Raw genomic sequence first — 11,780 nt, forward strand, 5'->3', positions numbered from 1 at the left:
TATGCATTGCCCGTTCTGCCGCCATTCCGATTCTCGCGTTATCGACTCGCGCACCAGCGACGACGGTCTGAGCATTCGTCGCCGCAGACAGTGTCCGCAGTGCGGGGGCCGGTTCACCACGGTTGAAACGGCGAGTCTCAACGTCATCAAGCGCTCCGGAGTCATTGAGCCTTTCAGCCGCGAGAAGGTCATGTCGGGTGTTAGAAAGGCGTGCCAAGGGCGTCCTGTCACCGAAGGCGATCTCGCGGTGTTGGCGCAGACGGTCGAAGAATCGATTCGTCAGACCGGCACGTCGCAGCTGGATGCGAACGAGATCGGTTTGGCAATTCTGCAACCGCTGCGCGAGCTCGACGAAGTTGCCTACCTTCGGTTCGCGAGCGTGTATCAGGCCTTTGATTCGCTTGAGGATTTCGAAGCGGCGATCGCTCAGCTTCGGTTGGACCACCCCCGTGCCCGCGGGGAACGTGCCGCAGCATCCATTCTCGAGTAGATTCCTCGCGCACGAACGGCTCAGCGCGTGCTGAGCTCCGCCTGCGAACGGCTAGCCTGGAGACGATGTATCCCTTCATCTTTCGCACCGTGTTCGCGCGTATGGACCCCGAAACGGCACATCACGCCGCAATGCTCGTCATTCGTGCGCTTGGTGTTGCACCGCTGTCATGGGCGGTCCGTCGTCTGACCGCACCTGCACCGGAACTTGCCACAACTGCGCTCGGCCTCACGTTCGATTCGCCATTCGGTGTCGCGGCGGGGTTCGACAAAGATGTGAAGGGAGCAGCGGGTCTCTACTCGCTCGGCTTCGGGCACGTCGAGGTGGGTACTCTTACCGCGATACCCCAAGGCGGAAACCCGCGACCACGACTGTTCCGTTTGATTCCCGATCGCGCGGTGATCAACCGCATGGGTTTCAACAACACCGGCGCTGAGCGAGCTGCCGTGCGCTTGAAGAAACTTCGCAAGCGGTCGAAGCGCGCGGTGCTCGGCGTCAACATTGGCAAGAGTCGAGTGGTCGACGTCGAGAACGCGACAGCCGACTATGTGCAGAGCGCTTTGCTGTTGGCGCCGCTGGCTGACTATCTGGTAGTCAATGTCTCGTCTCCGAACACTCCGGGCCTGCGCGGATTGCAGGCAGTTCAAACGCTGCGGCCGCTGCTGAGTGCGGTGCGTGAAGCGGCCGGTTCGGTTCCGCTCTTGGTGAAGATCGCGCCTGACCTCGAAGACGACGAGGTCACCGCCGTTGCGCAGTTGGCTGTTGACCTCGGCCTGGCCGGATTGATCGCGACAAACACGACGATCGCTCGTGACGGGCTTATCTCCGACGACGCAGTGGTGCGGGCAGCAGGTGCCGGCGGCCTGTCGGGAGCACCGCTGAAAGCACGGTCGCTTGAAGTGCTGCGCCTTGTGCGTGCCGCTGTTCCCGCGGAGTTCTGCGTGATATCGGCCGGGGGAGTTGAAACTGGCGCCGATGTCGAAGAACGTCTCGAAGCGGGCGCGAACCTGGTGCAGGGCTACACCGCATTCCTGTACCGCGGACCGCTGTGGGCGCGTCAGATCAATCAGGCGCTGGCAAAGTAAAAGGCGCGCACTGAGAAATCAGCGCGCGCCCTTTCGGAGGACCTGGTCTATGAGACCGGGCGTCCGCCGATCTTGACCTGCGGCTTGGGCAGCCGCAGGAATCGCATCTGGATGCTTCGCATTGCGGAATACCATCCCAGACCCTTTTCGACCTTGCCTTCGCCGAACTTCTCTTTTGCGGCGCGCTTGACGCGGATCGACGTGATGACCATGTCGCCGACCACGAAGAAGATGAAGATCCAGAGCGCGACGAACGAATAGAACTGCACCTCGGTGCTCGGAATGAAGGTGGCGAAGATCACCACAACCATGGCGGGCATAACGGCCTCGCCCAGGTGGAACCCGCGGTCTACGAAGTCACGAACAAACTTGCGCTGCGGGCCCTGGTCACGCGCGGGGAGGTAGCGGGGGTCGCCGGCGGCCATGCCGACTCGTGCTTTCTCACGCTGAGCGGCGAGCTCAGCCTTGGCGCGAGCTTTCGCCTCCTTGCTGTCGGGCACGAGGGGGCGCTTGCGGGCCGCCTCTTGCTCGGCACGGCTCGGGGTCGGGCGACCCTTGCCGGTCGCTGACGACTCGGCCGAAGAATCGGCCGGAACGTCGTTCGGTGCGGGGGCGGCGGGTGTCTTAGCCACGGGTGAATCCTCGATGATTGTGAACAGGTGTGGGCTTAAGATTACCCGCATGACCACTGAGCTTTCTCGAAAAGATGCTGTGCGCGCTGCCGCAGCGTCTGGAATCCCCGTCGCCCTCGCCGATCTCGGCGCTCTCGTGCGCATTCCCTCGATCGCATTTCCCGGCTTCGACCCTGGCGCTGTGGCACAGAGCGCCGAGGCAGTCGCTGAGTTGGTTCGCGGGCTCGATCTGTTCGATTCTGTGGAGATTCGCAACGCCGTCATCGCTGACACCGGCGAAGCCGGCCAGCCGGCGGTGCTGGCCACGCGTGCTGCCCGCAATGGTCGCCCGACCATCTTGCTCTATGCGCACCACGACGTTCAGCCCGTCGGTGACGAGTCGCTCTGGGAGTCGCCTCCTTTCGAGCCGACGTTGCGACAAGGACGCTTGTACGGTCGCGGCGCAGCCGATGACAAGGCCGGGATCATGGCGCACGTCGCAGCGCTACGTGCGCTGAAGCAAGCCCTGGGAAACGATTTCGATCTGGGTGTCGTGCTGTTCTTCGAGGGAGAAGAAGAGGCCGGCTCTCGTTCTTTCGCCCAGTTTCTCTCTGACAACGCTGAGGCGTTGCGTGCTGATGTCATCGTTGTTGCAGACTCTGGCAACTGGGATGCGACCACACCCGCTCTCACGGTCTCGCTGCGAGGCAACACCCGGTTCACCCTGAAGGTGCGCACGCTCGAGCACGCCTCACATTCCGGGATGTTCGGGGGCGCAGTGCCTGACGCGATGCTCGCGACAGTAAAAATGCTCTCAACGCTCTGGGACGACGACGGGGCTGTGGCCGTTCCAGGGCTTTCAGAGCGGGATGCTGAGACGCCCACCTACAGCGAAGAGACGTTGCGTGATGAGGCAGGGCTTCCCGAAGGGGTCTCGCCGATTGGACGCGGCAGCATTCTCAGCCGAATCTGGAACAAACCATCGATCACGATCACGGGGATCGATGCACCGAGCGTCGCGAACGCCTCGAACACGTTGACCCCGGAGGTGACCGTCGTGATCAGCGCGCGGGTGGCCCCCGGCCAGCCCGCACGCGAGGCGTATGCCGCCGTAGAGGCGCATCTGCGTGCCAATGCGCCTTTTGGCGCGCAGCTGGAGTTCGTCGATCAGGACTATGGCGACGCGTTCCTTGTCGACACGAGCGGCTGGGCCGTTGCGGCTGCGCGCGACGCACTTCACGAGGGCTATGGCGTTGAGCCGGTTGATATCGGCGTGGGCGGGTCGATTCCGTTCATCGCCGATCTCGTCAGGGAGTTTCCCGGCGCACAGATTCTTGTGACGGGCGTCGAAGACCCCCACGCGAAAGCGCACAGTCCCAACGAATCGTTGCATCTCGATACGTTCCGCAACGCTGTCGCGTCAGAAGCTCTCCTGCTCGAAGCGCTCGACTCTCGAGCGTGAAGAACGGACTCGTGTGGCTGCGGTTGTGATCGAATAGAGCTGTTCCAGGCTGGCTGCCAAGCAGCGGGCGTACAATCGACACATCCAGCCGCGCGAGCGGCCCGTCCGGAGGAGTGCCATGACAGACACCGCGCTGACGACCGATGCAACCACCCGCGAGCACGGCGTCTCATTGACCAACGAGGCTGCGCTGAAGGTGAAGAGCCTGCTCGGGCAGGAAGGCCGAGATGATCTGCGATTGCGAGTTGCCGTCCAGCCCGGCGGCTGCAGCGGTCTGATCTACCAGCTGTATTTCGACGAGCGCTATCTCGATGGCGATAAAACGGTTGATTTCGACGGGGTCGAAGTCATCATCGACGACATGAGCGTGCCGTATCTTGACGGTGCGACGATCGACTTCAAAGACACGATCGCGGAGCAGGGGTTCACTATCGACAACCCCAACGCCGCCGGCAGTTGCGCGTGTGGAGACAGCTTCCACTGATCGAGCAATTTTTGACAGGCCCGAAGTGCTGCGAGAGCACGTCGGGCCTGTTTTTTGTGGGGACATATCTTTGATCAAACTGGGTGGATGGCCTGAATCGCCTGGATGCTTGCCATAGACTGATCTACAGTCCTGTCCGCGAACTGGAAAGGTGCATTGTGCCCTCGAAACGCCGCCTCCGCTGGGCCGTACTCCCTGTGGGGATTGCTACGGCCGCAGTACTTGCCGGGTGCACCCCCACTGAGCTCAACGGTTACCTCCCCGGGTTCACCGAGGACGGTGTCGCCACAACGAACCGAACCGAGATGGTTTCGGGTTTGTGGGTGAACTCTTGGATCGTGCTGCTCGTTGTGGGCATCGTCACGTGGGGCCTCATGGGATGGGCGGCGATTGTATACCGCCGTCGTCGCGGGCAGTCGGGTCTTCCCGTTCAGCTTCGCTACAACATGCCGATCGAGATTTTCTACACGGTGATTCCACTGATTCTTGTGATCGGCTTCTTCGCCTTCACCGCGCGCGATCAGACGATTCTCGAGACTCAGTACGAAGATCCCGACGTCGAAATCACCGCCATTGCCAAGCAGTGGGCATGGGACTTCCAATACACCGCCGACAATGATGCCGACACGGTGTGGACCATGGGCGTGCAGGCTCAAACAGACGAGCAGGGCAATGTCCTCAATGAGCTGCCCACGCTCGTGCTTCCGGTAGACCAGGAAGTGAAGATCACTCTGCAGTCGCGCGACGTGATCCACTCCTTCTGGATCATTGACTTCTTGTACAAGAAGGACATGTACATCGGCAAGGACAACTACTGGTCCTTCACGCCGACCCGCGAAGGCGAGTACGCCGGCAAGTGTGCTGAATTGTGCGGTGAGTATCACTCGATGATGCTCTTCAACGTCAACGTCGTCAGTGAAGCCGAGTACGAGAGCTACCTGGCCTCGCTTGAAGCAGCGGGTCAAACCGGCGACATCACTGACGAATACGATCGTTTGCAGAACCTGCCGGGCACCGGCGCCAGTGAAGACGGAGAACAGTAATCATGGCGACGACACTTCCTCTTGAAGACGCCTCGGCTGGGCGCCCCACGACGCTCCCGCCCCGGCAGGCTTCGCTGATGAGTTCCTCACGCGTTGAGGAAAAAGGCAACATCATCGTCAAGTGGATCACCTCCACTGACCACAAGACCATCGGCTACATGTATCTCATCGCTTCGGTGATTTTCTTCATGCTCGGCGGTGTGATGGCGCTGCTGATTCGTGCTGAGCTGTTCGAGCCCGGGATGCAGATCATTCCGACCAAAGAGCAGTACAACCAGCTATTCACAATGCACGGCACGATCATGCTTCTCATGTTCGCCACCCCGCTGTTTGCTGGTTTCGCCAACGCGATTCTGCCGCTGCAGATCGGTGCGCCTGACGTTGCCTTCCCGCGTTTGAACGCGTTCGCATTCTGGCTGTTCCTCTTCGGCTCGACGATCGCCGTCTCTGGCTTCCTCACACCGCAGGGAGCAGCAGGCTTCGGCTGGTTTGCCTATCAGCCGTTGGCGAATGCGTCGTTCTCGCCAGGTGTCGGCGGAAACCTGTGGATGCTCGGCCTCGGTATGAGCGGTTTCGGAACGATTCTTGGTGCCGTGAACTTCATCACCACAATCGTGACGATGCGCGCGCCGGGTATGACGATGTGGCGCATGCCGATCTTCACCTGGAACACTCTCGTCACCAGCATCCTGATCCTGATGGCGTTTCCCGTGCTGGCAGCAGCGATCCTCGCCGCCGCATCCGACCGCATTTTGGGCTCTCATATCTATGACCCGGCAAACGGTGGTGTGATTCTCTGGCAACACCTGTTCTGGTTCTTCGGCCATCCCGAGGTGTACATCATCGCGCTGCCGTTCTTCGGCATCGTCTCGGAGATCTTCCCGGCCTTCAGCCGCAAGCCGATTTTCGGATACAAGACGCTCGTGTACGCGACCATTGCCATCGCTGCACTGTCCGTAGCAGTGTGGGCGCACCACATGTACGTGACCGGCGCTGTACTGCTGCCCTTCTTCGCCCTGATGACAATGCTCATCGCGGTGCCAACGGGTGTGAAGATCTTCAACTGGATCGGCACGCTGTGGCGAGGGTCGATCACGTTTGAAACGCCGATGGTTTTCGCCCTGGGCTTCTTGGTTTCGTTCGTTTTCGGTGGCCTGACCGGTGTCATCTTGGCGTCGCCGCCGCTGACGTTCCACACCTCCGACTCGTACTTCGTTGTCGCGCACTTCCACTATGTGGTGTTCGGCACCGTCGTATTCGCGATGTTCGCTGGCTTCTACTTCTGGTGGCCCAAGTGGACCGGCAAGATGCTCAACGAGCGCATCGGCATGATCCACTTCTGGATGCTGTTCATCGGTTTCCACATGACCTTCCTCATCCAGCACTGGTTGGGCGTCGATGGCATGGTTCGCCGGTACGCTGACTACTCCGCTGCGGATGGCTGGACCTGGCAGAACCAGGTGTCGACCATCGGCGCGATCCTTCTCGGCGCATCGATGATTCCATTCCTGTTCAATGTCTGGATTACCGCACGCAAGGCGCCGAAGGTCACGGTCAACGATCCGTGGGGTTACGGAGGCTCGCTTGAGTGGGCCACGTCGTGCCCGCCGCCGCGCCACAACTTCACCTCGATTCCGCGTATTCGCAGTGAGCGCCCCGCATTCGATCTGAACCACCCGGAGGCTGCTGTGCCTGTGGGAGTCGGACCGGCGAAAGATGCTCCCGATACCCCGGTTGTTGATGTCGAGACAGGAGAGGTCAAGTAGATGCGCACCAATACGGGTCTCTGGTGGCTGCTCACGGTCTTCTTCTTTCTCGTGGCAGCGATGTACACGGTCTGGAATATCGTCGCTCATGCGGATCGTCCCTGGTACAACGCCATTGAGTGGGTCGGCACGATTGCGCTGCTCTTCACCGGCCTGATGGCGGCACTCATCGCGTTTTATATCGGTCGCGTTCACGCCGCACAGGGCGGCGAGCTGCCAGAAGACAACCTGATGGCCGATATCGACGACGGTGACCCTGAGTTGGGCGAGTTCAGCCCGTGGTCCTGGTGGCCGATTGTGCTGGCTGCCTCAGCTGCCCTGGCCATGATGGGTCTCGCGGTTGGAGCCTGGATGATGCCCATCGGTATCGCTGTGTTCGTCGTGGCGATCGTCGGCTGGGTCTACGAGTACTACCGCGGGTACTTCGCGCGCTGATCAGCTTCTGAGAAAAGGTGTGCCTCCCAACCCGGGAGGCACACCTTTTTTGCTGGCTATCTGAGCTTTGGTCGCGACTTCACAACTGTTCGGAGCGAACGGCCATGACTCGCGCATCGAAGGTACGAGGCAGCGAGCCCTCGTCGTTCACCAACGGCTGACCCTCGCGACCCCAGTACTCGTAGCCACCGATCATCTCGCGCACGGAGTAGCCCAGCTCGGCGAATCCGAGAGCTCCCTTGGCGCCGGCGTTACACCCCGGGCTCCAGCAGTACACGACGACGGGAGTAGCGATGTCGATCTCGTGTGGCGCACGCTCAGCAATTTGACGGTAGGGGATGTGTACGGCCCCGGGAATCCGTCCCTGGGCCCACGCTTCGGCGCTGCGAACGTCGACGAGCACGAAGGAATTGTCACCCGACTCTTGCGCCGCATAGACGTCTGACGGGTCTGTCTCGTGGCTGAGTTTTTCGGTGAAGAAGGCCATAGCGTCTGTCATGGTTCCACGCTAGGTCGCGCAGCGGAACCGAGCCAGACTCCAAAGCGTCAGCATACGCAGGATTACTGCCGCGTTGCCAAGCCAAACGAATAGCCCCCGCCGCGCCCCGCAAAACGGGGGAGCGACAGGGGCTATTGCGTTAGTGCTACTTCTTGTCGTCCTTGTTCTTGTCCTTCGATTCCTGGCCAGGTTCAGGAATGATGACGTTTGACGGGTGCACCGAGGTCTCTGACTGGTGACCGTCGTCGATCGGAACGTGCGGAGCATCCGGAACACCGGCACGCTCATGAGCGCCCTGGATCTCGGCGTGCTCTTCTTCAGCGATGTGATCGAGAGCGTGGTGCTGGTGGGCGCGCGCAGCTTCGAGCTCTGTCTGCGTCATAGGCGTGAGGCGGTCTTCGAAGAACCACCGCGAGAGCGAAGCGCGAACATTCTCGGTCCAGGGGATGTTTCCCTTAGCGTTCGGTCGCACTACGAGAGGTTCGTACGCCTCGACATCGACGAGCTTGAAGAGCTCGTACTCATCCACGGGTTGGTGAACTTCGATGAACTCGCCGCCGGGAAGACGCACGATACGTCCGGACTCGTAGCCATGCAGGGCGATCTCACGGTCCTTCTTCTGGAGCGCGATGCAGATGCGCTTCGTGACGAAGTAGGCGATGATCGGGCCCAGAATGAGCAGAGCCTGCAAGGTGTGGATGACACCTTCCATCGTGAGCCAGAAGTGCGTCGCAATGATGTCTGATGACGCTGCAGCCCACAGGACCGCATAGAAGGTGACGCCAGCAGCACCGATCGCCGTACGCGTTGCCGCGTTGCGTGGTCGCTGAGCGATGTGGTGCTCACGTTTGTCTCCCGTGACCCACGCTTCGATGAACGGGTAGATGAGCACCAGCACGATGAACAAACCGAGCACAGCGAGGGGAGCGATGATGTTGAACGACCAAGTGCGCTCGAACAGCACGAACTCCCAGCCCGGGGGAACCAGGCGCAGCGCACCGTCTGCGAAGCCGATGTACCAGTCAGGCTGCGTACCAGCCGAGACAGGCGACGGGTCGTAGGGGCCGTAGTTCCAGATCGGGTTGATCGTAAACAGCGACGCCACCAAGACGATGACTCCGAACGTGATGAAGAAGAAGCCACCCATCTTCGACATGTACACGGGGACCATCGGGTAGCCCACGACGTTGTCGTTGGTGCGAGCGGGTCCGGCGAACTGCGTGTGCTTGTTGATGATCATCAACATGAGGTGGGCCGCGAGCAGCGCGACCAGGATCGCCGGCAAAAGCAGGATATGGAGCGAGTAAAGACGTCCAACGATCTCGGTTCCGGGGAACTCACCGCCGAACAGCAGGAATGAGATCCACGTTCCGACGATTGGGATGCCCTTGACCATGCCGTCGATGATTCGCAGTCCGTTGCCCGACAGCACGTCATCGGGAAGCGAGTAGCCGGTGAAGCCCTCTGCCATCGCAAGGATGAAGAGGATGAACCCGATCACCCAGTTGAGCTCGCGCGGCTTGCGGAACGCGCCGGTGAAGAAGACGCGAAGCATGTGCACGCCGATACCGGCGACGAATACAAGGGCGGCCCAGTGGTGAATCTGGCGAACGAGCAATCCGCCACGCAGGTCGAACGAGATCTCGAGGGTCGACGCCATAGCGGCCGACATCTCGATTCCTCGCATCGGCAGGTAGGCACCGTAGTAGTGCGTCTCAACCATCGATGCGTCGAAGAAGAACGTCAAGAACGTTCCCGACATCAACACAACGACGAACGCCCACAGTGCAATCTCGCCGAGCATGAATGACCAGTGGTCGGGGAAGATCTTGCGACCTAGCTCTTTGACGATGCCAGAAAGACTCGTGCGCTCATCGAGATAGTTCGCGGTGGCGCCGATGAACCGACCGCCGAGAGGCTTCTCTCGTGGTTCAGCTTCGGCCTGGTTCTGAGGCTCGGTGACGGTACTCATCAATGGCGCTCCCAGAAGCTCGGGCCTACAGGCTCGTTGAAGTCGCTCGTCGCAATGAGGTAGCCCTCATCGTCAACGGTGATCGGCAGCTGCGGCAATGCGCGCGCAGCGGGCCCGAAGATGACCTTTGCCTCGTCAGTCACGTCGAACTGCGACTGGTGGCATGGGCACAACAGGTGGTGAGTCTGCTGCTCGTACAGCGCAACAGGGCAGCCGACGTGCGTGCAGACTTTCGAGTACGCAACGATGCCGTTGTACGACCAGTCCTTGCGCTCTTCGGACTCGATCAGCTGGTCTGGCAGAAGACGCATCAGCAGAACGATCGCCTTCGCCTTCTCTTCGAGGTAGCCGTCGTGGTGCGAGAGCTCTGCGAGTTCCTGCGGAATCACGTGCACGGCAGAACCGAGGGTGAGGTCAGCGGCACGGATCGGCTCACCGGTGGGGTCGTGCGCGAGGCGCGATCCTTCTTTCCACATGGTGTGGCTGAGAAGGGCGACGGGGTTTCCGGCGTCGGGGTGCTCAGGAGAGTCGAAAGGTGCGAGACCGCGGAACAACACGATACCGGGTGCGATGGAGGCCACGAGAGCGGCGATCATCGAGTTGCGGATCACGGTGCGACGGCCGAAGCCCGACTCCTCGTTGGCTTCGTCAAACACCTGAATGGCGGCCGCGCGCGTGACGTCACGGCCACGAGTGGCGTGTCGGGGTTCGATGAACTCCTTGTCCGACATGATCGCCTTCGACCAGTGGATCGCTCCGATACCAATCGCCAGCAACGCTAGCGCGATGCCCAATCCGATGAAGAGATTGTTGTGACGGATGTCGATGATCCGGCCGCTCTCGATCGGGAAGAGCATGTAGGCAGCGATCGCCCAGATGCTCGCCGCGACCGAAACATAAAACAGCGTGTAGACCGTGCGTACGGCGCGTTTCATTGCCGCTGGGTCCTGGTCGGTCATCCGCGTGCGGTGCGGAGGCAAACCCGGGTTCTGCACTGGGTCGGTGACCGCGACCGCGAGCCCGGGGGACGGCTTCCATGAAGCCCTCTCGTGCTCGAGGGCGTCGTCCTCGTGTGCCATGCTGCTCCTCGTCAGTGCTTACGTGAATCGATAAATCAGTTGGATTTCGCCGTGATCCACACGGTGATGGCGATCAGCGAGCCGATGCCGAATATCCAGATGAACAGGCCCTCAGAGACAGGACCGAGTGAGCCGAGCGAGAACCCGCCGGCTGACTCATTGTCTTGCAGATAGAGGAGGTAGGTGATGACGTCACGCTTCTCTTCGGTAGTGAGAGTCATGTCGTTGAATACCGGCATGTTCTGCGGCCCAGTCACCATTGCCGCGTACATGTTCAGTTCGCTGGTGGTGTGAAGCGCGGGGGCGTACTTGCCCTCGGTGAGTGCGCCACCGGCGCCGGCCACGTTGTGGCACATTGCGCAGTTGATGCGGAAGAGCTCTCCACCATGCGATTCGTCGCCTTGACCGTCGAGAACCTCTGCGTCGGGAAAGCTGGGCCCAGGGGCGGCGTCCTGAATGTAGGCGCCGATTGCGGCGATCTGCTCATCGGTGAACTGCACGGGCTTCTGCGGAGCCTGCGGACCCTGCATCTGCAGCGGCATGCGTCCGGTGCTCATCTGGAAGTGAACGGAAAGCTCGCCGACTCCGTAAAGAGCGGGGCCTTCTTCCGAGCCTTGCAGGTCGAGACCGTGGCAAGTTGCGCAGTTCGCCTGGAACAGCTTCTGGCCGTCTTCAACGGTCAGCGTCGAGGCGACGGCGGTCGGTTCAGTCGAGGCCATTGCCGCCGATGCTCCGGCGTATACGCCGCCGGTGATCAGAAGGCCGATGCCAATGAGGGCGGCGGCAGCCCAAGGGCTGCGGCGGCCGGAGGAGCGGCGCGGGGTGTCACGTGCCATGTCGGGAATCAGCTCCGC

General features: G+C 61.1%; 12 protein-coding genes. 7 read left to right on the plus strand and 5 right to left on the minus strand.

Features of this window, described 5'->3' with window-relative positions:
- Position 1: 1 nt before the first annotated feature.
- Both nrdR and WDU96_RS06795 read left to right on the plus strand, forming a co-directional pair.
- Positions 2-490, plus strand: a complete 489-nt coding sequence (nrdR, locus tag WDU96_RS06790) for a transcriptional regulator NrdR (protein WP_337337751.1) — start codon at positions 2-4, stop codon at positions 488-490.
- Positions 491-555: 65 nt separating this feature from the next.
- Positions 556-1,575 carry a quinone-dependent dihydroorotate dehydrogenase gene (locus WDU96_RS06795; protein WP_337337752.1) on the plus strand — a complete coding sequence of 340 codons (1,020 nt, stop codon included), beginning with the start codon at positions 556-558 and terminating at the stop codon, positions 1,573-1,575.
- A 47-nt stretch (positions 1,576-1,622) separates the two neighbouring features.
- Here WDU96_RS06795 and WDU96_RS06800 read toward each other — a convergent pair whose 3' ends face one another.
- Positions 1,623-2,207 carry a DUF3043 domain-containing protein gene (locus WDU96_RS06800; protein WP_337337753.1) on the minus strand — a complete coding sequence of 195 codons (585 nt, stop codon included), beginning with the start codon at positions 2,205-2,207 and terminating at the stop codon, positions 1,623-1,625.
- 49 nt (positions 2,208-2,256) lie between these two features.
- Between WDU96_RS06800 and WDU96_RS06805 the strand changes: the two genes are divergently transcribed.
- From WDU96_RS06805 to WDU96_RS06825, 5 genes are all read left to right on the plus strand, one after another.
- Positions 2,257-3,648 (plus strand): dipeptidase, encoded by a 1,392-nt coding sequence (locus WDU96_RS06805; RefSeq protein ID WP_337337754.1) that lies wholly within the window; start codon positions 2,257-2,259, stop codon positions 3,646-3,648.
- Between the two features lie 118 nt (positions 3,649-3,766).
- Positions 3,767-4,132: a HesB/IscA family protein gene (locus WDU96_RS06810; protein WP_337337755.1), complete on the plus strand. Its 366-nt coding sequence runs from the start codon at positions 3,767-3,769 to the stop codon at positions 4,130-4,132.
- A 158-nt stretch (positions 4,133-4,290) separates the two neighbouring features.
- A complete protein-coding gene (gene ctaC / locus WDU96_RS06815; RefSeq protein WP_337337756.1) occupies positions 4,291-5,175 on the plus strand; it encodes an aa3-type cytochrome oxidase subunit II in 885 nt (294 codons plus the stop codon).
- Positions 5,176-5,177: 2 nt separating this feature from the next.
- Positions 5,178-6,941: an aa3-type cytochrome oxidase subunit I gene (gene ctaD, locus WDU96_RS06820; protein WP_337337757.1), complete on the plus strand. Its 1,764-nt coding sequence runs from the start codon at positions 5,178-5,180 to the stop codon at positions 6,939-6,941.
- A complete protein-coding gene (locus WDU96_RS06825) occupies positions 6,942-7,376 on the plus strand; it encodes a cytochrome c oxidase subunit 4 (protein ID WP_337337758.1) in 435 nt (144 codons plus the stop codon).
- A 79-nt stretch (positions 7,377-7,455) separates the two neighbouring features.
- Here WDU96_RS06825 and WDU96_RS06830 read toward each other — a convergent pair whose 3' ends face one another.
- From WDU96_RS06830 to qcrC, 4 genes are all read right to left on the minus strand, one after another.
- A complete protein-coding gene (locus WDU96_RS06830) occupies positions 7,456-7,875 on the minus strand; it encodes a rhodanese-like domain-containing protein (RefSeq protein WP_337337759.1) in 420 nt (139 codons plus the stop codon).
- Positions 7,876-8,020: 145 nt separating this feature from the next.
- Positions 8,021-9,847 carry a cytochrome bc1 complex cytochrome b subunit gene (gene qcrB, locus WDU96_RS06835; RefSeq protein WP_337337760.1) on the minus strand — a complete coding sequence of 609 codons (1,827 nt, stop codon included), beginning with the start codon at positions 9,845-9,847 and terminating at the stop codon, positions 8,021-8,023.
- The gene (qcrA, locus tag WDU96_RS06840) at positions 9,847-10,926 is read right to left on the minus strand and encodes a cytochrome bc1 complex Rieske iron-sulfur subunit (RefSeq protein WP_337337761.1); all 1,080 of its coding nucleotides are present in this window, start codon (positions 10,924-10,926) and stop codon (positions 9,847-9,849) included. The genes qcrB and qcrA overlap by 1 nt, the downstream gene beginning before the upstream one ends.
- A 35-nt stretch (positions 10,927-10,961) precedes the next feature.
- The gene (gene qcrC, locus WDU96_RS06845) at positions 10,962-11,762 is read right to left on the minus strand and encodes a cytochrome bc1 complex diheme cytochrome c subunit (RefSeq protein WP_337337762.1); all 801 of its coding nucleotides are present in this window, start codon (positions 11,760-11,762) and stop codon (positions 10,962-10,964) included.
- Between the last annotated feature and the right edge of the window lie 18 nt (positions 11,763-11,780).

The organism is Microbacterium marmarense, from assembly GCF_037204165.1.
Taxonomy (GTDB): Bacteria; Actinomycetota; Actinomycetes; order Actinomycetales; family Microbacteriaceae; genus Microbacterium; species Microbacterium marmarense.

Excerpts from the sequence above, each read along its gene's own strand:
- nrdR (WP_337337751.1), top strand. The coding sequence starts at position 2 with ATGCATTGCCCGTTCTGCCGCCATTCCGATTCTCGCGTTATCGACTCG.
- WDU96_RS06795 (WP_337337752.1), top strand. The coding sequence starts at position 556 with ATGTATCCCTTCATCTTTCGCACCGTGTTCGCGCGTATGGACCCCGAA.
- WDU96_RS06805 (WP_337337754.1), top strand. The coding sequence starts at position 2,257 with ATGACCACTGAGCTTTCTCGAAAAGATGCTGTGCGCGCTGCCGCAGCG.
- WDU96_RS06810 (WP_337337755.1), top strand. The coding sequence starts at position 3,767 with ATGACAGACACCGCGCTGACGACCGATGCAACCACCCGCGAGCACGGC.
- ctaD (WP_337337757.1), top strand. The coding sequence starts at position 5,178 with ATGGCGACGACACTTCCTCTTGAAGACGCCTCGGCTGGGCGCCCCACG.
- WDU96_RS06825 (WP_337337758.1), top strand. The coding sequence starts at position 6,942 with ATGCGCACCAATACGGGTCTCTGGTGGCTGCTCACGGTCTTCTTCTTT.
- WDU96_RS06830 (WP_337337759.1), bottom strand. The coding sequence starts at position 7,875 with ATGACAGACGCTATGGCCTTCTTCACCGAAAAACTCAGCCACGAGACA.
- qcrB (WP_337337760.1), bottom strand. The coding sequence starts at position 9,847 with ATGAGTACCGTCACCGAGCCTCAGAACCAGGCCGAAGCTGAACCACGA.
- qcrA (WP_337337761.1), bottom strand. The coding sequence starts at position 10,926 with ATGGCACACGAGGACGACGCCCTCGAGCACGAGAGGGCTTCATGGAAG.
- qcrC (WP_337337762.1), bottom strand. The coding sequence starts at position 11,762 with ATGGCACGTGACACCCCGCGCCGCTCCTCCGGCCGCCGCAGCCCTTGG.